Origin of the sequence: Anaeropeptidivorans aminofermentans (assembly GCF_940670685.1) — a bacterium.
Taxonomy (GTDB): Bacteria; Bacillota; Clostridia; order Lachnospirales; family UBA5962; genus Anaeropeptidivorans; species Anaeropeptidivorans aminofermentans.
The window spans coordinates 1,252,486-1,275,635 of sequence record NZ_OW711693.1 but is presented as its reverse complement, the minus strand read 5'-3'; the positions used below and the strand labels follow the sequence as shown (position 1 = coordinate 1,275,635).

Genomic DNA, 23,150 nt, shown 5'->3' with positions numbered 1-23,150 from the left:
TTCGATTTTAACAGGATTTCAACTGAAAGTAAGGGGATATAGTATATGTGGGCTTCGGAGGGATGCTGTAGAGTGTCCTGATGCGCTATTTAACTAGATATATAAAATTTAATTAGATGCTGATAAAAATATTTATTTTCCAACAAGAAATATTATGCTGTTAAAAGAATAGATATAAAAAATAAATAGATTATTCTTAAAAAATTTCTGCGTTGCTAGTCGGTTGCTAGTTTCAGAAAATATAATACAAAATCAGACAAACAAAAAAGCCAGTAAACATCAGTGTTTACTGGCTTTTTTTAATTGCGGAGGCAGGATTTGAACCTACGACCTTTGGGTTATGAGTTCACTTTATTGCTTTTTGTAGGTTATGTCGTTTTCTGGCAATGCGTTACTTTATAAGGACTTTCAGCATATATTTCGCTATATTTTAGTGTATCTTTGTATAAAGCTTTGTATATTTAGTACCCAAATAGTACCCAATTATTTCACTATTAATTATTGTTGAATTCATTTAAAGTATTTCTGAAAAGCTAAGAAGACTGTGATATTTCTGAAAATAGCAACAGAAGCAATAATATATAAAGGAAAGAAAATAATATACCAACTTATCATAAACGAGCAGCGATACATCCAAGACTCTTTAATTTTAAGGAAAATAATTCTACTAAACAGTGATCTTTACAGGATATTCTGTTATATTACAAAGGGCCACCGATGCTCTATTTAAGATACTTAGCATACTCTCTATCCCGCTGTTGGATGTAATCCAATATCCCTTTGTTCCACGAATATTGTTTTCTGAAACAATATTTTTTAAAAACTTCACATGAGGCTTATTGTAAAGATAATACATTGGCACCTTCCTGCGTATCTTTAGATAAATTTACCAATCAACTTCACTTCGTGCTATTCGAAGTATAGTATAAAGTAACGAAGGTCGTCTTTGGTGAGGAATCTGATTCAATTAATTTGATACTTTTATCAACAATTTAATTTTGCCACACCAATTATTTTGGCTATCTTTTAATTTTCAAAGGTATTCTAATTTTTCTTTTGTATTGTGCCGATATCAACAAAGGAGGAGACCGTGGTGTAAATGAATGTATAAATGGAGCAAATGTATATCATATTTGATAATTATATTCAGTTAACCTAACCAGACGTTTAAACTATAAAAGATAAAATATTAGTTTATTACACAAACTGAGTCGATTAAAAAATAAAAAGGAGGCTTTGAAGATAGCTTTATAATATATAGCAAACTATATTATATTATATTTCTAATAGGAGGAATAAAATGGGCAAGTATTTAGGTTTTATTGAAGAAAAAATTTCTGTTAGCAACACTTTTTATAATTTTAAGCCACTTTATCAACTAAACGGAACCACTCTTAGCTATCTAAATAATAATGATCGTCAGGAATTATTACCTGAGTCAGAATTCGGAAATATTAATTTTTATAGTTCTAAGTCTGAATATCCATTAAAAGAGTATTTTCACAATACTGCGTACATATTTTTTGATTTTGTTACTTCTGAACTAGAGGATAGTATTTCATTCACCACGGGCGAAAGAAATCGTACAGGCTACAAGGTAGATATTTCTACACTTTCTTCAAATAAAATTCAAGAAATGTCGCAGCTTAATTTTTTTCAAGTAATTCCAAAAGAAAAAATTGTTGGAAATTATTGTGTTAATCCTATACTAGAGGTGAATGACGTAGGTCTATATGATGGACAGGATGTTTTTCTGCAAATAGATGAGAATGAACTGATTGGACCATATAAAGTTGGCTTAAGACTACATGGAAAACAATTTTACGTAAATACCAAATTAAAAGAATCGCAATATATTATTAGAGGGTTAGTTTTAAATAATAGCGAAAATGATAACATACAAGTGTATGGTGGATATGAGAGTGAGAGGAAAATTTGGCATAAACCCGAAAGTTTTCCAATAATAGATATTGATGTAATTCAAGATGAAGAATTACTTCAAAATTTTAGAGATTCTCTTGCTGATGATTTTATTAAAGATGGCAAGATTAATTTAACTGATATAGTTAAATTATTAGACTCGTATCGGAAATCTACTATTATAGGCAGTATGGTCCCAAAAGAGATACAAGACAAAAGGTTAGAGCGTCTTCGTAATTTTTTTACAGATGAGAGCAATTTAGAAGATACCTTTAACTTTCTATCTAGCGTGATACCAGCTTTGTTACTGAAATATAAGGATTCAACCCAATTTTCTTCTGTTGTCTCCCATTTATCTAATAATAAAGAATTTATGAGCAAGGTACAAAGTTTCAGGGAAATTTTTGGGCGTGTAGATGCTTTAAAGGCAGACCTTGACGAACTAACACGTAAAAAAAGTATTCTTCTTGAAGAAATAGAAATAAAAAATAGCTCTGAATTGTCTGAAGAAATTCTTGCAGAGCATCAAGCCGAAATAGATGAAAAAATAAAAACAAAAGATGATATTCAGAAAGAAATTGAAAAGCTTAGAGTAGAGCTAAATTTTTTTGAGAACGGCTCTGATCTTCAAGAAAAATTAACTTCTCTCGAGAGGAAAGTTAGATATAAAGAAGATCGCGAACGCGAATTAGATAAAAAGATTTCAGAAATAGAAACTCGGCTTGATAACAAATTTAAAAACAGTGAAGATAAAGCAGTAGATTTCGCTTTTGATGGTATGCTGGCAAATAAGCTTCTTAAACAAGCGGCTGCATGGGAAACGCAACAATGTGAAGATGCTTATGAAAGTTTAATATATCAGTTACGTAATATCCCAAAATCACAAAAACGCGGCGAAGCTCTTGTTGAATATATTTGTGAAAAAATTAAAGATTGCCGACCCAATTACAGTAAAAATGATATTATAAACATCTTGATTTGTGTCAGTCAAGGATTTTTAACTGTTTTTTCAGGTGAGCCTGGGACAGGAAAAACATCTATCTGTAATATATTAGCCCACTCATTGGGGCTAATGTTACCCAAAAACCTATTAGAAAAGCAAAAAAATTCTTACGAACCTAATAGATATATTCCTGTTTCGGTAGAAAAAGGTTGGACCTCTAAAAGAGATTTTGTCGGCTATTACAATCCTCTCACTAGAAATTTTGATAAAAGTAATTGCCGTATTTTTGATGGCTTTAAGATTTTGGACACTGAAGCAAAAGGAGATTTAACAGATTTACCTTTTTTATTTTTATTGGACGAAGCAAATCTAAGCCCTATGGAGTATTATTGGGCAGATTTTATGAATATCTGCGATGATTGGGACGAAAGTCATGGCATTAATTTAGGGGAAAATTATCAACTCAGCATTCCTGAATCCCTGCGCTTTGTTGCAACCATTAATAATGACCATACGACAGAAACCTTATCGCCTAGACTTTTAGATAGAGCTTGGGTTATTTTGCTTCCTTCCGTAGTACCTGGAACTGCTAAAGAATTACGTTATAATAGCAAAGATATCGAAATGATTACGTGGAGTTCCTTAAAGGAAACTTTTGGTTCTTCTGTAGAGCCATTAAATCCTATGGATGGTGAAGCAAAGGAAATTTATGAGCGACTATACGCCTTATTTGGATCTTTAAGTTTTAGAGTAGATAATGCAATTAGAAGATATTGGTCCGTTGCAAAAAATCTTTTCGAAAATGACAGTGATGGAACAAATGCATCTATTGTTGCGTTAGATTATGCCATTGCTCAAAAGATTTTACCACTACTCAGAGACAGTGGTGACGAATATAGAAAGTTTCTTAATTCAATTTATGATATTTGCAGTGACAGTAATTTGCGTCAATCAAGTACCTTGTTGAAAAGTATAATTGAAAAAGGTGACCGCCGGATGAAGTTTTATCAATTTTTTAGCTAAAAGGGAGGGGCTAATATATGCCGCAATATGAGATTATCCTTTGCCCTCATGGTAAATCTAAACAAATTGTTCCATTATTTGATTCAAGTAACAAAAATTCATACATAGATTCTCATCCATCCATTGATATTAAAGTCTTTTCAGATTTACCCTATGAGGCTTTTATATGTTCTCCCTTTGAAGGTGAAGAACCTCTTGAATCAATAGACTTTTTCATAAATGATTTTCATATAAATACTGAAATATTATTAAATGGGAACATTGTATTTAAGAACGAGGAATATGGCAATAGAATTTTTTCTTCCTGCTACGGATTTATCCAGATTTCAATGAACTTGAGCAGTAAAAATCATAAAATTAATTTATCCTCTCCTTATGTTGCTGTTATGGTTCGAAAAGGAAAACAAAATAACTCTGTCCGCCGTATGGTGGAGTATATCTATAAACATAATGAGGATTTATTATATCAAGATTCTGTCCGCCCTAGAAATATTAGTGATTTATCGAAAAATGAAAATAAGAGTATGGAATCACGCATTGCTTTGCTAAAAGAGATTTTATATTATTATGAAGAGTACTATAGTTATTTTAAGGTCAATAGTAGGTTTAAAACCGATAAACAAGATACGGTTGATTCTTTTGAGAGACTTCAATTCATTGCAGATAGGACAATTAAGTACTTAACTCAGCATCCTGAACAGCTAGTACAAGTAAATTACAAATCAGGTATAGAATTTAATGGGCAGTACTATCAGCCTCAAAAAACCTTAATGGCAAAAAGCATATATGTATATGATATATACGAAAACCAAATTGTAGTAGGTTTTTTAAAGACCCTTATCTTATCAATTGATGAGATAAGGGTAGCAATATCTAATATGATTAAAGGCTTCCCAGATGATGAGAAAGAAATTGATGGCTATGTGTTATCTTCTTTCTATATTTATAGTAGTACTAAGAAAACACTTTCATATTATCAGGAGCAATTGAATGCACTTTCTGATAAGTATAATATTCTTTTTAACGCTTACAGTTATGCCTTAAAAGTAACGGAAGTTCAAGTTTGTGACGTTCCTAAACCAACAGCAATCTTTCTTTCAATTCCCCAATATTTTCAGATATATGACTGTATTATCTTATGGTTTAAAATGGGTATCTATGACTTAAAAAGAGAGCGGTTCATGCTATCCTTTCTAAAGGGAGATATCTTGTATGAATGCTATGTACTATCTAAATTATACTCGTATTTTAAAGAATGCGGATATGAACTTATTAGTAGCTACCAATTTCCCTATTCGTTTGCGGGAAAAACGCTCTATCAAAATGTTGAGTGCAATAATACGTTTGTTTTTTCTTACAATGAGCAGATAGTTACTCTTTATTATCAACCAGTAATTTACAGCGATAGCTTTCAATTATCAAATGGCATTGAAATTTACAGGAATACCAGTATATCCTATGAAAATTATATAGACAAAGGAGAGGCAAAGGGAGTCTACTATTCTCCAGACTACCTTATTAAAATTGAAAAAGGCAAAGATATTTATTATTTAATTTCTGATGCGAAATTCAGTACTATTTCTACTGTTAAAAGATACCATGTACCTGCTTTAGCCTTTAAATATATTTTTTCTATTAGCCCCGCAAATACAGATAACAAATTATTAGGGCTCTGTATTTTTAATGGTCAATCAGATGAGGATAATGATGTTTTAATAGATATTTATGATAGAAGTATGACACCTGGGAAAATTTTTCCCCAAGCGGATATAATTACTTTGACTGAAAACAAAGAGGAAAACTCCCTTGAGCATGCAAATTTGTTTAGCCAATTACTTAATAAATACCTTATTTAAGAACAGTGCTTGGCAATATTATGCCTTATTTTGTATTCAAAATTGCACAGGTTTTTATATGTAAAAATAGTTCTTATTTATGAAAGATTTAATATTCCTAAAGTATTTTTTCTAATTCAATTATAATGATATCAACAACAGCAAAGTCTTTGCTAAAGAAGGTTAAATCTTTTTAAAAGATACGTCGAATAATTCGTTAAATCAGTTAATATGAGCGCCAACTTCTGACTTTAATGGAAATAGTAAAGATGAAGAAGCTATTACTGAAGAGCCTTCATCAGAAAGTTCGAACACTGAAAACTCATCTGAAAAAATCATTAGTAAATAAATTCTATCTAAAAACTTTACTGAAAAACAATAAACCTCATTGTTTTCTGACCTATGGCTTCATAATAATATATAGCTAAGATAGGTAAGCCTCATTCTGGGCTTACCTATCTTAATTTTATTTTTAATCTTTCTACTTTACATAAAAAGGAAATTTTTTATTTTACAAATTAATTATTAAACTTATATTCCAATTCCTCTGCCATCGCCAAATACAGTCCCTTTCGTAAGCAGTGAAATATCGCTTATCACACTGGGCAGGGATAATGCGGGATCGCCGGGAAAGTGATCTTAGCATAAGAGGATTTTGCGAGCGAGAAGGTTTTCATGAAAATGTGTATTACTACTGGCAAAGGAAATTGAGAGAAACCGCAATCTCTCACATAGAGAAACAGCAAGTAACTGAAAACAATACGGCCCTTGCTGTATCCGGATTCACAGAAGTTCAGGTAATGGATGGAAATTCTGCACAGCCTGAAAACCCGATGCCCGATACACTACATATCGAAATTAAGGGAATAAAAATAACAGTAGATAGTTCATATCCAACGGAAAAGCTTGCGGGCTTACTGTGAGAGTTGGCCGGGCCATGTTGAAGATAGATGGCAAGAAGGCATACCTTGCCTGTGGCAGAACCGATATGAGGAAATCAATAAACGGCCTGGCAGCCATAGTGGAGAGCAGTTTCCATCTCGACCCCTTCAGCGAGGCCATTTTTGTATTCTGCAATAGAAACCGTGACAGAATCAAAATACTTGAATGGGATTGCGATGGCTTTTGGCTATACTTCAAGCGACTTGAAAAAGGCCGTTTTCGCTGGCCTACAGAAGGGAGCGAAGCAACCATGACCTTGACTCCTGAGGAACTGCAAATACTTCTTGGCGGAGCAAAAGTGGAGTTGAAATTAAAGCGCAAAGAGGTATCTGAACGATGGGTTATATGAGTTAGAACCCCTGTATTTACTTGGTTTTTGGTATGCTATGTGTTATACTTAGTATATGGAAAATACTCATGAATCCTCCGAAAATATAGATAAACTTAAAAACCGCATATCCGAGTTAGAAATCCTTGTAAAGCATTATGAGCAGCAGCTTCTGTTTTTGAAGCGCCGTCAGTTTGGTGCTTCCAGTGAGAAAAGTGATGTTGACCTCAGGCAAATGACTTTGTTTACCGCTGGTGAAGTTGCTCCTCCGCCTGAAGCCGAGGAAATCTCATATTCCCGCAAAAAGCGCAAGGGCAAGCGTGAAGAGGATTTATCAGGGTTACCTGTGGAGCGCATAGATTACGAGCTTTCCGAAAAAGAACGTACCTGTCCAGCTTGCGGTGATACTATGAGAGATATAGGTACGCAGACTCGCCGGGAGCTTAAGCTGATTCCGGCCAAGTTGTTGTTTTGGAGCATGTCACCCATTCCTATGCTTGCAGAAACTGCGAACAAACCGGCACAGAGGTTCCTTTCGTCAAAGCCGAAGCCCCTAAACCGTTGATCAGCGGTTCTTTAGCATCACCATCTCTGGTAGCGCATATAGCTGTACAAAAATATGCCAACGGGATGCCTTTATATCGCCTGGAAAATGGTTTCCGCTACGATGGGGTGAATATCTCCCGGCAAAACATGGTGAGTTGGACTATTGCCTGTTCTGAAAGGTATCTGGAGGCCATTTATGAACGGTTGAGAGCTCATCTATTGCAGGAAACAGTACTTCACGCAGACGAAACCTGGGTCCAGGTTTTGCGGGAGGATGGCCGATCTGCTCAAACCAAATCTTATGAGTGGATTTATCGCACAAGTGGTGCTGCCGAGCGAAAAATTGCCATCTATGAGTATCAGGAAACCCAAAGCCAAGAGCATCCCAAAGCTTTTTTGAAGGATTTCAAGGGCTTATTACATACAGATGGCTATAAGGTTTATCATAATCTGCCACCCGATATTACAGTCATTGGCTGTTGGTCGCATGTTCGCAGACGCTTTGAAGCCATCGTTAAAAACACGTCCATAGAAAAGCGTAAAGATTCAGAGGCGGCTCAAGGAATGGCTTATATCAACGCTTTGTTTGACCTAGAGCGAAAGTTTGAAAAGCTTACTGCCGATGAGCGGTATCAAAAGCGGCTGGAACAGTCCAAGCCTGTTTCTAATGCTTTCTTTGCATGGGTAGAAAATCTTGGCGCACTTCCTAAAGTGCCTCTTGGCGAAGCCGCTGGTTATGCCCTTTCCCAGAAGAGATATCTGGAAAATGTATTTCTTGATGGCAGGACAGAAATCTCGAATAATCGAGCTGAGAGGACCGTCAAACCTTTTGTCATGGGCAGAAAGGCGTGGCTGTTTTCATGCACCCCTGCTGGCGCCAGGGCAAGCTCTATTATGTATTCCATCATCGAAACTGCTAAGGAAAATGGTCTGCATCCCTTTAAATATATGGAGTTTCTCCTGGAAACTTTACCACATATAAATACATCCGCCATTGAAATGCTGCTGCCTTGGAGTGAATCTTTGCCGGATTATTGCTTTGTGCTTAAAGGATAGATATTTTTGCTAAAATGCGCTCCCTTTACATGCTGAGGGCTTTTGTTATGTCTATGGGTTCAGATATTTACCGGATACCAATAAGAGGTAGGCTTTCCTAATATCTATTTCAGCCAAACAGTGAAGATATAGTGCTTGTTTATTTTAAGGAGGCAAACATAGGAAACCCAAAGTTTATATAAACCCTGGCTTTCCTATGTTTTTAATAAAGGTATCTCTCAGATTTGAATTGGAGATAGAGGAGTTGCATTCTATCATTTACAACATTATTATCTTCATGATTCTGCTAATTAAGGTATATAAGGCATCTAGTCTGTGCTACTTTCTATATCGACAATCCATACAGCTATTTCCCAGCATCCAATGTGTATAATCATATTCCCACTGGGAGTGGCCACATTTACTACAAGTTTGCTGTCTAGAGCGGCAGTGGTTAGGTTTACTTACAGATTGCCATGAACCTGTAGAATATGAATGATTTTCTCTTTCTGCATAATAACATGTCCGACAAGTTCGTTCATGCTGACTGCTCCAGCTATTTGATGAATAAGAACCGAAATTATGGGGTTTTGTATCTGTATATGAGCACGTCCTGCAACTGCGTTCATGACGGTTGCTTTGCCAAGATGACCATGAGCCAAAATTATGTGATTGAGAATCCTTATAGTTACAAGTATAACACGTCCTAGAATGAGTCGAACCGCTGTAATCCGAACTATATGTTCCAAAGCTGTGAGACTTGGTATCTATATACCCGCACGTATAACATTTTTGTGTATGATTAGCTTGTGTACCGCTCCATGAACCATAGGAATGATTACCTGATTCACTATATCCACAAGTACTACATTTTTTATAATGTTTGGAGGAATCAGAACTCCAAGCGTATGGCACATTATGACTTTGCTTCTCAGTGTAATCGCAGGAAGAACAACTTCTTATATGCTGTGAGCTGCCTTCACTGCTCCAGTTTCCAAGGGAATGACTTGCAGTTTCTGTATAGCCACAGGAACATGAACGCCTGTGCTGTAAGGAGGAATTACTTGTCCAACTTCCATATGAGTGTTTTCCTGATTGTTTGTGACCACATATATTGCAAGTTCTACTATGCTCAAACGAACTATAGCTCCATGAAGAATAAGCATGATTTCCATTTTCCTCATAGTCGCAATCTAAACATCGGCGAGAGTGACCCTCGGTAGCACTTAAAGCCTGTATATTATTTAACGTATAATCATCTGTTATATAATGCTCATCGTCGCATTCTGATTCGTTACAAAGATAAGTTTTATTGGTTGCTATATCCTCACCATCTAACAATAATAAAGCTTCATCTTTAAAAACCTCTAAATCTTGGTTCAAGGTTGTATCAAAAGATAGTGAAGTAGAACCCAGTGAAAAAGATGAATTGGAAGACCATGGGCTGAACTTATGCCCGCTAGTTGAGGAATATCCGCATTTTGTACATGATAGAGTATGACCAGCAGAAGTTCTTCCAGAAAACACCAATCTATGCTTTTCATTGACAGTATCATTACAGGTACTGCACACTTTACTATGCTGAGTCCCTAAGTTCATCCAAGAAGAATAATTATGATTACTAAGCGTTAAATAGCCACAAATACTGCATTGAACGCTATGCTGCAAATCGTTTTGCCTAACCCAAACAAGATTTTTATGAGGTGAAGATTCTGAGTGGCTGCATTTTTTACATACTGTTTTGTGTTCAGAAGGCGTTTTAATCCAATCTCCGTACTCATGTCCTTCTGTCATAACAAATAAACAATTGTTACATTTAACAGTATGGTTGTTGCCATTGTCTGTATAGTAAATATCAGGATTGTTACATATTGATTTTGTTTGGTTACATAGACTGCATCTATACCCATGACTTTGAGGATCGCCGGGAAATGATTCAAAATGCTCATATTGATGTGCCTTTTTTGTAAATAATTCACATTCAGTGCATGTTGCTGCATGATAGTTTTCTGTTTCATCAACTCTCGGAAAAATTGTATATTTACTAAAATCATGAGAGTGACTGTCAAACTTCTCAAGCCATGTGATACCGCCGTAGAAAAATGTAGTATTTACAAACTTATCCTTAGAACCTGTAAGCCAGCCTTCATGTAATCTAAAGTATGTATTAGTGAATTCTGATTCTGAGCTAAATCTTTCTTCATACCCATATGCCACCATTGCATGATTTCCATAGGCATTGTCCATAACAGTGTAAAGTATTACAGGGTACCCCTCATCAATACGGGACTTGGCTTCACTTTCTACTCCTACAATTATCTTATACTTAGAATGATACCCCAGATTCCTTCTGTTGGAATCATTTCCAATGTAATAGTTTACCAACTCCGCATTATTATAGGGCATGCTTCCATCTAAAAATTTTGTAAGCCAATACTCCGACTTAAGGAGAGCATGAAAGTCATTAAATGGACCTGAATAATACTTAGTCTCTACCAGTCCATCAGCGTAATGGTCGTTGTAATATCTCAATAAGATTTCAGAGGCTATTACGCCGCACGATGTACCTTCATTGTCTCCAAAGATTGAATTCCGTATCGTATCTGGATAAGCAATATCTGCTGCACTAACAATGGTAACACTTTGAGGATATTCGATGGCTTCATTCTGTTGCTGGTCTATATTATTTTCCTTGGCCGTTTCTGTGCTGTAAGGATATTGCTCTGCTTCTTCATCTCTCGCTTCTATATCTAGTGTTGCAGATAAAGTTTGATCTATATTATCACTGTTATGAATAACCGCCTCTTTTAATTCCTTATCCATATAGATTTCTTCAAGTAAAACAGGTGGAGAAACCTGATTATACTCGTCATTTAATTTTTGAAAGGTCTCAATGCTATCGTCGGAAAGACGATCCCCCGACATTATATTTTGCATATCAGTAATATTTTCTCCATTATAATAATTTAAAACACCAAGATAGTAGTTTTTCCCTCCAATAGAATCACTATAAGGACTTTTATCATTATAGCTATACTCTGTTACAATAAGATTGCTTCTTATCATTATTGCATATCCACCGGAAATAAAAGATATAGCTAGATAAGTAGGGTTATCTTCAACATCATATATAACTTCTGATTGTTCTATATCATCATATTCTTTGTTCATATATGTAGCAAGATACATTAATTCTGCTTCTGCGATACTATCCGAAAGAAGGGAATCTTGTGTTCCCTGAGTAATTTTATATCCTATAAAAAAAGAATCCTTATCATCTGTCGTCTCATCTAATGCATCTTTGAACGTTGCTGAATTTTCACTATTCTTATTGCCGTTTATATCTAGGGTAATATTTTTATCAATTTCTTTTTCTATATCTGCAGCCTCTTTGTCGGAGGCGTTTTCAATGTTTTCATTACTGTCTATTTTATCGATAGTATCTGTCATTTCCGTCTTGTCATATGCTCCGCTATCCACTATCTTTGTTGCATTTTCTTTTATATTATCATCGATTTCACTTTTGTCATTTGAATTTTCTTTGGAATGTTGACTGGCTTCTCTAGAACTATTTGCTAATATTCCTGTTTTCATTAACAAATCATAGACAACAAAGTCTTTATCTACCACTTCTTCTGAATGATTTTCTACACAGTTCTCATTATGTACTGTATGATTTGCAGCTTTACTCGCTTTAAAATTATTACCTTTTTCCGCAAATACACTGTAAATATTATAATTAAGAAGAATCGATGCTGTCATAATTAAGGATATTGCTTTCTTTAACATCTTTTTTCTAATAAACATGTTATTCACCCTTATCTATTATGATTTTTTAAATTCCGTTATAATTTAGCCTAGTCCTCCTTTTCTGCATTTTTTATATCTTTTCCCTCCTTTAAAATTGACTTATCTTTCATTTCATTTATCCATGAAAGAAGAGCATCATAATTTTCCATATTGTACAATGGCGTCATTACCTCTGTACCTGGGTATGCTTTAACCAATATACCGTTTGGAACTGAAATCGAATAGAAATATTCAACCTCCGATGGAAATACACATAAGGTGTACTCTTTATCATAACTGTTATTTTGGCTTTTAATAAAAGTTACGGAGCTAATCACTTTACTAAATGCCTCAATGCTTTCTTTGTCGGTTACTACCACTTTATCAATACCTTTTTGTTCGGTATGTATCTCTATTTTGGCGATTTTATTTGGGTCTTCACATACCTTATAAATCCTATTAAATTTTGAAGTATGATATAAGTACATTACTACCAATATACCTATAACAAGAATAAACTTGATAGAGTATTTTTTTCCTTTCATTATTAACGCCACCCTTTCTTATAAAATAAATTAAATGCCTAAGGAATGTCTCGTAATCATAACTTTTATACGTAGTACTGTATTCGGATAGCTTTTAAACTACAGCCGGATACAGTTTAGATAACTTGATTCTTGCGTCCTGTGTTTTAAACTGCCAATTTATTTTTGTGTGTTCTGCATTACGCCTGATCGTCCAGGAGCGCACCTGCTTTTTGAAACTTTCCAGATCTGGAAGCGGTTTTCCTGTATTTTCCTTCCAAGGGCTGCCTCTAGCCCCTCCATAACGAACCGTTTTGCGATACCAGCAATCGTACTGCGGGAGGTTCCATATGCATCTTCCATGCGGTCATATGTCCATGCCTTATTTTCTGGTTTATGATCCAGTTTCAGTAGTATTTGTGCATGCTTAATGCGGTAGCCCTTCCCACCTTTTTGTATCAATGTTTTTAATTCCTGTATTTCATCGTTTGTCAGAGTGACAATGTAACGTGGCATATTTGCATCCTCCAATACCGTTTTTAATGGAGTATAGCAAAATTTTCTATAATTGAAAAGTATTATTGCAAGACGGATGGAGTACTAGTAGGTTATATTAAGTTTATTTTAGTGCCCGTATCAAAAAGTCTTTTCTCTTAAATTTAACCTTTTATTTTTTAAAGCTCTCTAAAGTTTACTACATTTTATACTTATATTAAAACATAGATCTCTTATAGAAAAACCTCTATCCAGCAAAATATGTATTTTTTTGGAAATTCAAGTATCTATTTAGCTATTCATTTTGACATTTAACTACATAAATAGATTTATAACACAAAGCCTTTTACAGTACATGCTTGAAACGTGCCAATCAATAATATCACAATGTGTAATATGTTTCAATGTACCATATGTTTAAATAAGATGTAGCTAACTTCAACTTTTTGACGAAAAGATAATAAATTATAGAATACTTTAACTTACTTTTCACGAGGGTTCTCGTATATCTTTCTCCCATAAAAATAGGTAAGAAGGGGAGTACTGTAGAGAAATAAATAAAATGCTTTTCGTCATAATACCAAATAAGAAATCCTCATCTAGGGCATCTATTTTGATTTTATGTTTAAGAAGAGTAAGAATATTTTTCTAAATATTAAAGCCCCGATTTACCATCTTAGAGTATAAATCGGAGCTTTAAAAACTGACGTTATCTATATGCGTAGTATAGTGTAATGACATTTACTCGTACTTTCTTAATTTTCCCAGCCTAACTGGTAGCTATGTGGTCAATTTCATCTAAAGCTTTTATGCTTTTCTAACTCCTCTACCATATCTAAATACAACCTCTTACACTCCTCATATTTCTCCTCTTCTATAAGCTTCACGCAAGGAAGGAGATAAACGTTATTTACATACTGATAGATCTCATCTTTATTCTCTCTTTTCTCCAGCTTCTCAACGATTCCTGGTGCTTTAGCATAATATTCCTCAATGAGAGCCGGACCGTCAGGCTGATGCCTTAGCCACTTATCTCTGAATTTTCTTAATTGAGTAAGCTCATAGCAGTCATCAGGTTTTCCTAAATATGTACAAACAGCGGTAGTAATATAACAGCCTCCTATTATTTTTTTTGCAGCATCGGCTATAAAGGCCGGAGCCTTCTCTATAACACCATCAAAGATTTCTTCTGCTGCTTCACCGATGGAATCTTTAACCTTTACAAGAGTATCCCCTGCAACCTCAAGAACATCTACTACGATATCTCCAACTACATCAAGAAAGGACTTTTTTACATGTTCTCCGGCTACCTCCGATTGAAAGTCGGTATTGACCTCTTTAAAAAAGGTTATCTTTCTTTCCTTTGGTAAAGCAAATACGATTTCATTTACAAGCTCGGTTAAATTGTATTTTTCACTGGCTGAAACATATATTATTCTGGAAGCCGGAACCTCGAAGAATCTTGCCACATCTAAAACCTTGGCGTTTATATTCTGAAATTGCTTTAAACCGGGGATATGCTTTTCTATATCCCATTCTCTTAAAGGCTCAATTTTATCTACTTGATTTAAAACGAAGAAGAAAGGCTTTCCTTCTTTAATATGAGGCTTTACAATATTTTTATAAAAGCTCTCGTCAGAGGATAAGGCTCTGTCATCTGCCTTAATAACCCATAAAACTAAATCAAGCTTCGGCATCAGCTCTGCATAAAGTTTGGCATATTCCTCGTCTCTGCCTTTGCTCTCTCCTACGCCGGGAACATCAATCAGCTTTAGCCCTTTGGAATCTCCTATGCGGAGAAATTCCTCCTGAACATTTCTTGTACAGGCTTCAACGTCACTGATGTTAAAAAGGTCTTTTCCGAAAAGGGCGTTGCAGAGACTTGATTTTCCTACTCCGGTTTTTCCAAGTACGCCTATTTTAGGTTCATAATTAAGAACAGCGGAAAGCCGGTTTATGATTGCGCTTTTCTGCTTCTCACTTGGATTTAGTCCTAAAGCTTTAAAGAAATTGTCTTTATCGTACATTTTGTCCTCCTATTATTTATTGTGCCATAAGAGCATAAAACAGCAGCTTATAGGTATATTTTTCTCCTGCTTTTTCTCTTTTTATATGGGCATTTCCGTCAATGTAATAACTTACATTATCCTCTGCAAGGCTTCCCCATTCTTCTTTTGGACAGTATAGTTCCTCTGGAACCCTATCATCTGAATAAGGGCTTGCATCATAAACACTAAATGTGACAGTATAGGTTCCGTCTTCATTTTCCGTAAGGGAATTGGCTTGTACAAATTTAAGATAAGAATCCTCTATCCTTTCCCAGTAGTACATTCCGTTACCGTATTCAAAAGTATCTGTAGAATGATTTTTTATACCCTTGCCGAGATATCCTTCTACTGCTTTTTCAACGAACTCTGCCTCAAGGCTTTGCTGATTGCCGTTTTCTTTTACCTTATTACTATTGATAATATTATGGAATATACCGAAATCAATCAGACTGTCTTCGTCCTCACCATCTATATAAAATAAATTTGTTTCAGCGAAATTACTCAGGAATAAATTAAGTTCTTTTCTTTCTTCGCTGCTTAGAGAATATAAAATACCTGGGTCTAATGGCTCTTGGGCTGGTACATTGCTTATAGGCTCTATATTAAATATAAATTCGTCAATATCTGCAAAAATATCTTCATAGTAAGGGCTTAATCCTATGGTAAAAGGATTTTCTAAAGAGTCTATAGGCTCAACTGGATAGTACAGCTTCTTGAACGGTTCCCGTTACCATACTGGGGTTTATTATGGTCTCTGAAATAATGCCCGAATCATTATACTGCTTTGCATTCTGGACAATATAATTTCCATAATCCTGAACACCTGCTTTCATGCCTGTATTATTTACTATATAGAGATACAATCTTGTGGAGTTTTCTGAAAGCTCCACCTTTTCCAGTGTTACAGAAAGACCACTCTGTTCTATGGTTCCGTTTACCTCCAAAGTCTTAACAGCAGGGTTAAGTATTGTAAAATCTCCTGCCTGTATCTTTGATGCATATATAACAGAATTATATACAGTACCGCCGAAAGCATTTGTGCCCTTATGGGTACCTTTTACCGTTCCATCAACAAGAACATAATCATTTGCTTGTAAACTGAGTTTTTCATCAGATACGATAAGCACTGCTGTTTTTTCAAAAATATCCGTATACCCTTGAAACTGATATCCTGAACCTTCAGAATACCCTATAATGTTAAATACTTTAACAGGAAGAGCTTCTACTTTTTTACCTTTGTAAGCTTCTCCGTCCATAAGCATTCCCAGAACCTGATCCTTGGTAAGAACATTTTTGCTTTGTTTTTTATCAGTAGTTTCTGTTATTATATTTTCTCCTTCAGGAAAATTTTCTTTTGAAATAGGGCTTACTTCCTCCTTCTCTTCTGTACTACTTTTATCTGAAAAGTCGCTTTTACTTAGCATAGCTCCTATGACGATAAAAATGACAAATGCTGCAAAAACTCCGCCTAAAACCGTTATGATAATGCCCTTGGCATTCTTTTTAGGTGCACTATTCTTTGCAGGAATCTCAGGTAAATCAAGAAATTTTCCACAATTACCGCAAAAACGGCTGTTTACATCAGTTTCCTTTTTACAATAAGGACATATCATCAAATCATCTCCTTATCTTAAGCCTTTGTTTTAATCATTACGCAGCCTGCCCATTTATCAAAAAGTGTTGCTGCTTTTTCATCCGAAAGGGCATGGAAAAATGGAACAAGCAAAAGAAAATATGATAAAAGCCTGAGCATGCAGTGCTTAAATGCCAATGCTGTCATTAGCTTATTGCCTTTTATATCAACAATCTGTAAACCAAAGGATTTCATACCCACGGTAGCACCAAAATGAGCCTCCATAAGGAAAAAGTATAGAAATCCGCCTATTATACCGCCGATGATAGGAATAATAACAGCCCCTACAGATACAATAGCCGCCATTATACTGCAATCTACCGCATATCCGGCAAGGCGTTCAATAAATTTTGGATAGCCGAACTCAGGAACATAAGCATCCTGTAGCTCTAAAACAAGCTTTGATTCATTTGCCATTGCTGGCTCCATCAAAACAGCCATTTCTTTAGATTGATGATATGTGCTAATGGTATCAGAGGGATTTGTTTTTTCACCATTTTCATGTAGAACGTCTACATTGATTTTATAACCACAATTCCCACAGAATTTCACACCTTCTTCAATTTTAGAACCGCATTTAGTACAAAAATCCATTTAGGTATCCTCTCTTTTATAAATTGATGAATCATTAATAAAACCTTTATTTACCATCATTTCTTTTAATTTCTTTCTGGCTGTCTGTTCACAATAATTAAAATCACTAATGATATGATTCACTATTTTACTATAATCCCTTGAGTTTTTAAGATCATATCCTTTTTCCTTAATAAGAAGCTTTACATATTCATAAATATAAAAATCGGAATATAATCTCCGGGGAAACTTTATATTTCTACCATTAAACATCTTATAAATCTTAATTGCCGTTTCTTCTCCTGTACTATTAGCGATTTCCCCATAAGGCTCATTAAATTTTGCATTGTATTCGTCAACACTTATAACATCCACCCTCCTTTATCAAAAATAGTAAAAGCTTAATTTAAATAGACAAAACTAAATTCAATCTATTGTGGTTTAAGGAAGTTAGAGTGAAACCTGAGTCCGTTTTAAGCTTTTCTACTACTATAACCAATGTAAAATAATTTATCGCCTCTAATCTGGATACTAAAATAGCCCCTAATCTAAGGATTATTTTAGTACCCGTTTTCACTCTAATTTTGAAAGTATGCTTCCTCATAAATAAAATCCTCGATTTCATCAGGTGAAAAGCCCTCTGAAATCAAGGATTCTATAAATTCTTCATCATACCCCATCAATTTGGCAATCCCTATTAGATCCTGCCAGTAATCATTATTACAGTCATTAAGACTAAAATTAAAGCCTGTTTCGTACCATTTTAAAATATTTATTTTTTTAGGTTTAAAGCGCGCTTTACTAACAATGCCTTTATTATTAAAATTTAAGACCTCTCTGTCCTCTAGTTCTACAAATTCAATATCACCTATATTTTTTTCTATGGGTGTAAAGTGGCTTATAAGATTCGAGTTCATAAGGGTGGACATGAGTATTTTCTCTGTGGAAGCATAGACGTAAAGTTTTAGAGCCTTATGATGGATAATGGAAATGGGATTGTCTTTCTTGGATATGTAAAGATTATTATTTCTATCAAGTATGGTAAATACAAAAGAACCTTCGATTTTTTCGGACATAGAAGCTACGGACATTAAGCTTATATCTCCTGATTGTTCAAGTAATTGTACAGCTATGTAAGAATCCGTCTGAATCTTCGTATCCGGAAGTTTATTTTCTTTCCTTAACTCTTTATCGTTATAAAGGATTCCATTATGAGCGAGGGCAAATTGATTGTTGCCTTTTCCCCCTAAAAAAGGATGATTATTAATGTTAAGCTTTTCTGTACCTTGAGTGGTGTGCCTTGTATGGCCGATTAATACAGGAGGGTTTATTTTAGGAAAGTTCATCTTAAAACTGTAAGAGGGCTTAGGGGCCTTTTGTATTTCCAGTTTGCTTTTGTTATTTATAAAAGCAATACCTGTAGCATCAATACCCCTCATTGCACTTTCATAGGCCAACGATTCTGTTATGTCCTTTAAGTCTGCATTTTTAATACAATTACCATAATCAAGATAACCGAATATTCCGCACATGTTAGTTCCCTCCATTTAATAATTTTCTGTCCTTTAAATAAGCCATTAACTCTGGCTTGACGTCTGTATTAACGCCATTTATAAAATCAACCCAGCAAAGTCCTTGAAATTCATCGTCATCTAATTTCTTTGCAACAGTACAAATTTCATCTACCATCTGCAAGGTTGCAAGAAAGGTGGAAAGTTTTAAAGTGCCTCTGAACAGCCTGAATTCAATGGTATGGTAATTTTGAAGATTCAAGCATACATATCTGCCGCCTTTATTCTTATTTGCCTCCTCCAGTGTATTTTTAGGACTATCAAGAAGACCGTATCTCTTTGCCCATTTAATCAGCTGGACTTCCGTTCTTCTGCTGAATATAATCAGCTTGTCCCAGAATTTTTCTATGAAATATAGAATACGCCCTATGGTATTTTCCTGTTCCTGTATGCTTTCTCCTAACTCGTTACGTCCCACATGAATGTGCAACCCACAGGTATTGCATTGGTGAGAGTAATACCCCATATCCAGTGCTTTAGCTAAAAGTTTATCCCATGACATAACTTTAGTATGATAATGAAGGGACATAGGGTGAGTAACGATTTCCATGCCATTTATAAGGCTTCCATCATGCTTAATGTAAATATGATCCTCATACTGATTGGCAACATCAAGCAGTTTTTCTGCATTACCGCGGTCTTCTCCGCCTTCATCAATTTCAAGCTCAACGCCATAAAATAAGCCTGAACCATAAAATAAAGGTTCAGGCTTATAATCATAACCATGTATTATTTTATTTTTATCTTGAAAACAATCGTTGCAATAAGGCATATCTTCGTAATCATCTATGTAGTTTGCGTCATCATTTCGAATAGTTCTTCTGCACTCCTCACAGCATATAAAGTTATAATCATAGCACCTATCACATATTTCATTTCCGCAGTAGTCATTGGCTTCGTCTCTCCAATGTCTATTACCACATTCGAAGCATAGGAAGGTTTGTTCCTCAAGGCATGTATCGCAGAGCATTTCATTTTCAAAAAGAGTCGCTGCTTCTTCTGAAACTTCTGCTCCGCAGTGTTCGCATATAAACAATTCCGTATCATCTTCCAAAGCTTCTTCGTAAATTAATGAATCATCTGTTACAGACATATGTATACCCCCTATATAAATTAATATCAAAGTTATAATATATAATTGAAATAAGGTCTTTTACGAATAGCATTAATCCTTAAAACTTTCAACAGTAGGTTGAATTAATCCTATTATTTAGTATATAATATAATTAGAACTATATTTTTATTAGAGCGCATTATTCAACTAAGCATACCGCTTATTCAGAAAAGGAGGATATAAGATGCAGATTAACACAAATCAATTGGTATCCATAACAGAAGCAAACCAAAACTTTTCAAAGGTTGCAAGAACAGTCGATGAAAACGGCTTTGCCGTAGTTTTAAAAAACAATGTACCTAAATACGTTATTATGGAATACAGCCAAATGGAAAAACTGCAAGAAAGCCAAGATGACAAAATTATATCTGTGGCTGAAAAGGTGCTTTCTAAAAACCTTGAGGCCTTTAAGGAGCTTGCCAAATGATAAAACTTAGCAAAAGTCAAATTCTTAAAATGCACCATATGCTTATAGAAAAAACTGGAGGCGAAGCAGGCCTTAGAGATGAAGGTCTGCTGGAATCCGCTATATATTCAATAGACGCTTCTTTTGACGATACCGACCTTTATCCGTCTATTCCTGAAAAGGCAGCCAAGCTTTGTTTTTCTCTTGTTAATAACCATGCATTTATTGACGGAAATAAAAGGATCGGTATCTTTGCTATGCTTGTATTCTTAGAAAGCAACAATATTTTTCTAAGCTACGAGCAGCAAGAATTAATTGATTTAGGGCTTGGACTTGCCGATGGGAAAGTCTCTCAGAAAGAGCTTTTGAAGTGGATAAATGAGCATATTTAGGCCCTTTATTTGAAATAAGATATCCCTTAATATAAGCTGTTTTAATATAAATAAAAGGTTTTTTTAATGGTAAAGCCTGTTCCGAAAGTTCCGGACTTTTTTATATCTATACAAATATAATTAATATAGCACTATTTTTAAAATACTCTTCAATAGTACGCTTGTTCCGGATGTTCCAATCATTCCTTTCTTTTAAACAAAGCATCTGGGCACTGTTCCAGTATCTTAGAATAAAAAATAACCCAGCCAATTATCGATATTGGGCTGGGTTATTATAATATGTAATAAGGTTTTTAAGTCTGGAACATTTGGAACAAGAATAAATTAGGCTAAGTTGTGTTTATTAAACGTCTCTTCTAAGCTGTCCGCCGCATGGCGGTCCATCTCTTTTATTGCATGGGTATATATTTTTAAGGTAACCGATTTGTCTGCATGTCCAAGTCTCTTACTCACGGTTGCAATATCAACACCTGTGCCGATGAGCAAAGAAGCATTTGTATGCCTTATTTGATGGAAGGTAAGTTTAGGCATATTATGCCGCTCTACAAACTTTCTAAACCATGCTGACGGAGTTCCCGGAAAAATTGCGCCTCCTCCGTTTTTAGTAAATATTTTATCGGTTTCAATCCATAAATCGCCATACTTTGCTCGTTCTCCCTCCTGCCATATTTTGTACTCATTTAATAAATCCGCTAATATCTGCGGTATGGACATTTCTCGTGTGCCCGACTTTGTTTTCGTATATTCAGCTTCATAGATACCTTTTGCCGGAAGATACTGAAGCTGTTTGCTTACGTTTAAAGTTAAGTTATTAAAATCGATGTCCTTCCACTCAAGATTTGCCAGTTCTCCAAGCCTTAAACCGCAAAACAAGGCTATATTTATCATCGTCTGATATTTGATAGGCTCTTGCTTTAGTAATTCTAAAAGCTGCTTTGTCTCTTCTATGCTGTAAAAATTGGCTTCCCTTGCTTCTAATGCAGGAACATCAGCACTTTCAGCCGGATTGCTGTTAATTAAATTCCAATCCTTAGCAGTAGATAAAATTGTTGAGATAAGTCTGTGATGGTGAATAATATTCTTTTCAGATAGACCTTTTCCCTTGACTAGGGGAGAAAATGTCTTCTGGAAGGAAACCCCTAAATATTCACTTATTGAATTCGCCGTTTTCATTGATACAGGCTTTCCTTTTACCGTACCTTTTATCGTACGAATATTTAAGCCAGATTGCTTTGCAATTTTGCTTGCTTCTTTAGTAACCTGATTTACATATTCCTGATTTAAGGTGTACGTATAGTCAAATCGGGTACCGCCCTTACTTAGGCTGCCATAAAAATCGTTTAGGTGTATGGTTTGTATTTTTGTCAATTTATAATGACCAAGTGCAGGCCTTATGCGGCGTAACAACTCATCATATCTGGCAAGGGTAGTGGGACGAAGCTTTTTTACCTTTTCCCGTTCCAGCCATTTATCTATAAATTCATTCAAGGTCATTTTTTCACCGTCTAGGTATGTACCATTCTCGACCTCCAGCTTAAAGAGAAGAAACTGTTTTATAAGGTATTCTTCTTTTTTGTTTTCTGTCATCTTATTAAATTTTTCAGGAACAGTGATGGTTCTTCGCTTAATAAGCTTCTTGCCGTAACTATTGTATCCGCAGGAAACAGTTAAACGATAGCTGTTTGTCCCTCTAGGCTCTACGCCCTTAATTTTTTTCATATATTAGCCTCCCAAAATAAACAGGGTGGGGATAAGAACACCCACCCTGTAAGATATATTAATCAAAAGCTTCAGCACTTTTCATATTGTTAATGCTCATTTTATAAATCCGTTCCGTCATCTGCTCCCGGCTTAACAAGTACTTACCGTTTTTCTCTCCCACTCTTATATAGGGATATTTGCCGTTTTTTATCCCCATCCGAAGCTCATACTCCGATAAACCGAATTCACAAGCCGCCTGCTTAATCGTTATCATTTTACCCATTACAAATCCTCCCATTCAAAGATATAATATATATTCAAAATGACTGTTT

General features: G+C 35.1%; 20 protein-coding genes. 8 read left to right on the top strand and 12 right to left on the bottom strand.

Features of this window, described 5'->3' with window-relative positions; all coding sequences use genetic code 11:
- The first annotated feature begins 1,300 nt into the window (after positions 1-1,300).
- The 6 genes from NBX03_RS05255 (at position 1,301) to tnpC (ending at position 8,593) form a co-directional block, all read left to right on the top strand.
- Positions 1,301-3,886: a hypothetical protein gene (locus NBX03_RS05255; RefSeq protein ID WP_250229699.1), complete on the top strand. Its 2,586-nt coding sequence runs from the start codon at positions 1,301-1,303 to the stop codon at positions 3,884-3,886.
- A gap of 17 nt (positions 3,887-3,903) precedes the next feature.
- Positions 3,904-5,742, top strand: coding sequence for a hypothetical protein (locus tag NBX03_RS05250; protein WP_250229698.1), 1,839 nt, complete (start codon positions 3,904-3,906; stop codon positions 5,740-5,742).
- A 560-nt stretch (positions 5,743-6,302) separates the two neighbouring features.
- Positions 6,303-6,644: an IS66 family insertion sequence element accessory protein TnpA gene (tnpA, locus tag NBX03_RS05245; RefSeq protein WP_408628548.1), complete on the top strand. Its 342-nt coding sequence runs from the start codon at positions 6,303-6,305 to the stop codon at positions 6,642-6,644.
- A gap of 14 nt (positions 6,645-6,658) precedes the next feature.
- On the top strand, positions 6,659-7,012 hold the full coding sequence (gene tnpB, locus NBX03_RS05240) for an IS66 family insertion sequence element accessory protein TnpB (protein ID WP_250229696.1): 354 nt from the start codon (positions 6,659-6,661) through the stop codon (positions 7,010-7,012).
- Between the two features lie 55 nt (positions 7,013-7,067).
- The gene (locus tag NBX03_RS05235; protein ID WP_250229695.1) at positions 7,068-7,556 is read left to right on the top strand and encodes an IS66 family transposase; all 489 of its coding nucleotides are present in this window, start codon (positions 7,068-7,070) and stop codon (positions 7,554-7,556) included.
- Complete coding sequence (gene tnpC, locus NBX03_RS05230) at positions 7,463-8,593, top strand: IS66 family transposase (protein ID WP_250229694.1); 1,131 nt, start codon at positions 7,463-7,465, stop codon at positions 8,591-8,593. The genes NBX03_RS05235 and tnpC overlap by 94 nt, the downstream gene beginning before the upstream one ends.
- A 318-nt stretch (positions 8,594-8,911) precedes the next feature.
- Here the strand turns inward: tnpC and NBX03_RS05225 are convergent, their stop codons facing one another.
- The 10 genes from NBX03_RS05225 to NBX03_RS05180 all read right to left on the bottom strand — a co-directional run bounded on the left by NBX03_RS05225 (position 8,912) and on the right by NBX03_RS05180 (position 20,298).
- On the bottom strand, positions 8,912-12,379 hold the full coding sequence (locus NBX03_RS05225) for a hypothetical protein (protein ID WP_250229693.1): 3,468 nt from the start codon (positions 12,377-12,379) through the stop codon (positions 8,912-8,914).
- A 50-nt stretch (positions 12,380-12,429) separates the two neighbouring features.
- Positions 12,430-12,906 carry a hypothetical protein gene (locus tag NBX03_RS05220; RefSeq protein WP_250229692.1) on the bottom strand — a complete coding sequence of 159 codons (477 nt, stop codon included), beginning with the start codon at positions 12,904-12,906 and terminating at the stop codon, positions 12,430-12,432.
- A gap of 159 nt (positions 12,907-13,065) precedes the next feature.
- A complete protein-coding gene (locus NBX03_RS05215) occupies positions 13,066-13,401 on the bottom strand; it encodes a hypothetical protein (RefSeq protein ID WP_250229691.1) in 336 nt (111 codons plus the stop codon).
- Between the two features lie 773 nt (positions 13,402-14,174).
- Positions 14,175-15,407, bottom strand: coding sequence for a GTPase family protein (locus NBX03_RS05210; RefSeq protein WP_250229689.1), 1,233 nt, complete (start codon positions 15,405-15,407; stop codon positions 14,175-14,177).
- Positions 15,408-15,423: 16 nt separating this feature from the next.
- Positions 15,424-15,711, bottom strand: a complete 288-nt coding sequence (locus NBX03_RS05205; RefSeq protein WP_250229688.1) for a hypothetical protein — start codon at positions 15,709-15,711, stop codon at positions 15,424-15,426.
- Between the two features lie 409 nt (positions 15,712-16,120).
- Positions 16,121-17,041, bottom strand: coding sequence for a zinc ribbon domain-containing protein (locus tag NBX03_RS05200; protein ID WP_250229687.1), 921 nt, complete (start codon positions 17,039-17,041; stop codon positions 16,121-16,123).
- Positions 17,042-17,058: 17 nt separating this feature from the next.
- Positions 17,059-17,655: an RDD family protein gene (locus NBX03_RS05195; protein ID WP_250229686.1), complete on the bottom strand. Its 597-nt coding sequence runs from the start codon at positions 17,653-17,655 to the stop codon at positions 17,059-17,061.
- The gene (locus NBX03_RS05190) at positions 17,656-18,009 is read right to left on the bottom strand and encodes a hypothetical protein (protein ID WP_250229685.1); all 354 of its coding nucleotides are present in this window, start codon (positions 18,007-18,009) and stop codon (positions 17,656-17,658) included.
- 203 nt (positions 18,010-18,212) lie between these two features.
- A complete protein-coding gene (locus tag NBX03_RS05185) occupies positions 18,213-19,166 on the bottom strand; it encodes a class II glutamine amidotransferase (RefSeq protein WP_250229684.1) in 954 nt (317 codons plus the stop codon).
- Position 19,167: 1 nt separating this feature from the next.
- On the bottom strand, positions 19,168-20,298 hold the full coding sequence (locus tag NBX03_RS05180) for an amidoligase family protein (RefSeq protein ID WP_250229683.1): 1,131 nt from the start codon (positions 20,296-20,298) through the stop codon (positions 19,168-19,170).
- A gap of 205 nt (positions 20,299-20,503) precedes the next feature.
- Between NBX03_RS05180 and NBX03_RS05175 the strand changes: the two genes are divergently transcribed.
- Together NBX03_RS05175 and NBX03_RS05170 are read left to right on the top strand one after the other, a co-directional pair.
- Positions 20,504-20,746, top strand: coding sequence for a type II toxin-antitoxin system Phd/YefM family antitoxin (locus NBX03_RS05175; protein ID WP_250229682.1), 243 nt, complete (start codon positions 20,504-20,506; stop codon positions 20,744-20,746).
- Positions 20,743-21,117: a type II toxin-antitoxin system death-on-curing family toxin gene (locus tag NBX03_RS05170; RefSeq protein ID WP_250229681.1), complete on the top strand. Its 375-nt coding sequence runs from the start codon at positions 20,743-20,745 to the stop codon at positions 21,115-21,117. The genes NBX03_RS05175 and NBX03_RS05170 overlap by 4 nt, the downstream gene beginning before the upstream one ends.
- Positions 21,118-21,441: 324 nt before the next feature.
- On the opposite strand, the gene NBX03_RS05165 is transcribed toward NBX03_RS05170, so the two are convergent.
- Positions 21,442-22,836, bottom strand: a complete 1,395-nt coding sequence (locus NBX03_RS05165; RefSeq protein WP_250229680.1) for a site-specific integrase — start codon at positions 22,834-22,836, stop codon at positions 21,442-21,444.
- A 58-nt stretch (positions 22,837-22,894) separates the two neighbouring features.
- Entirely contained in the window at positions 22,895-23,101 is a 207-nt protein-coding gene (locus NBX03_RS05160; RefSeq protein ID WP_250229679.1) for a hypothetical protein, read from the bottom strand.
- Positions 23,102-23,150: the final 49 nt, after the last annotated feature.

Excerpts from the sequence above, each read along its gene's own strand:
- NBX03_RS05170 (WP_250229681.1), top strand. The coding sequence starts at position 20,743 with ATGATAAAACTTAGCAAAAGTCAAATTCTTAAAATGCACCATATGCTT.
- NBX03_RS05175 (WP_250229682.1), top strand. The coding sequence starts at position 20,504 with ATGCAGATTAACACAAATCAATTGGTATCCATAACAGAAGCAAACCAA.
- NBX03_RS05195 (WP_250229686.1), bottom strand. The coding sequence starts at position 17,655 with ATGGATTTTTGTACTAAATGCGGTTCTAAAATTGAAGAAGGTGTGAAA.
- NBX03_RS05255 (WP_250229699.1), top strand. The coding sequence starts at position 1,301 with ATGGGCAAGTATTTAGGTTTTATTGAAGAAAAAATTTCTGTTAGCAAC.
- NBX03_RS05210 (WP_250229689.1), bottom strand. The coding sequence starts at position 15,407 with ATGTACGATAAAGACAATTTCTTTAAAGCTTTAGGACTAAATCCAAGT.
- NBX03_RS05165 (WP_250229680.1), bottom strand. The coding sequence starts at position 22,836 with ATGAAAAAAATTAAGGGCGTAGAGCCTAGAGGGACAAACAGCTATCGT.
- NBX03_RS05225 (WP_250229693.1), bottom strand. The coding sequence starts at position 12,379 with ATGTTTATTAGAAAAAAGATGTTAAAGAAAGCAATATCCTTAATTATG.
- NBX03_RS05200 (WP_250229687.1), bottom strand. The coding sequence starts at position 17,041 with ATGATATGTCCTTATTGTAAAAAGGAAACTGATGTAAACAGCCGTTTT.
- NBX03_RS05180 (WP_250229683.1), bottom strand. The coding sequence starts at position 20,298 with ATGTCTGTAACAGATGATTCATTAATTTACGAAGAAGCTTTGGAAGAT.
- NBX03_RS05205 (WP_250229688.1), bottom strand. The coding sequence starts at position 15,711 with ATGTACTACTGGGAAAGGATAGAGGATTCTTATCTTAAATTTGTACAA.
- NBX03_RS05160 (WP_250229679.1), bottom strand. The coding sequence starts at position 23,101 with ATGGGTAAAATGATAACGATTAAGCAGGCGGCTTGTGAATTCGGTTTA.
- tnpB (WP_250229696.1), top strand. The coding sequence starts at position 6,659 with ATGTTGAAGATAGATGGCAAGAAGGCATACCTTGCCTGTGGCAGAACC.
- NBX03_RS05235 (WP_250229695.1), top strand. The coding sequence starts at position 7,068 with ATGGAAAATACTCATGAATCCTCCGAAAATATAGATAAACTTAAAAAC.
- NBX03_RS05215 (WP_250229691.1), bottom strand. The coding sequence starts at position 13,401 with ATGCCACGTTACATTGTCACTCTGACAAACGATGAAATACAGGAATTA.
- NBX03_RS05220 (WP_250229692.1), bottom strand. The coding sequence starts at position 12,906 with ATGAAAGGAAAAAAATACTCTATCAAGTTTATTCTTGTTATAGGTATA.
- NBX03_RS05185 (WP_250229684.1), bottom strand. The coding sequence starts at position 19,166 with ATGTGCGGAATATTCGGTTATCTTGATTATGGTAATTGTATTAAAAAT.
- NBX03_RS05250 (WP_250229698.1), top strand. The coding sequence starts at position 3,904 with ATGCCGCAATATGAGATTATCCTTTGCCCTCATGGTAAATCTAAACAA.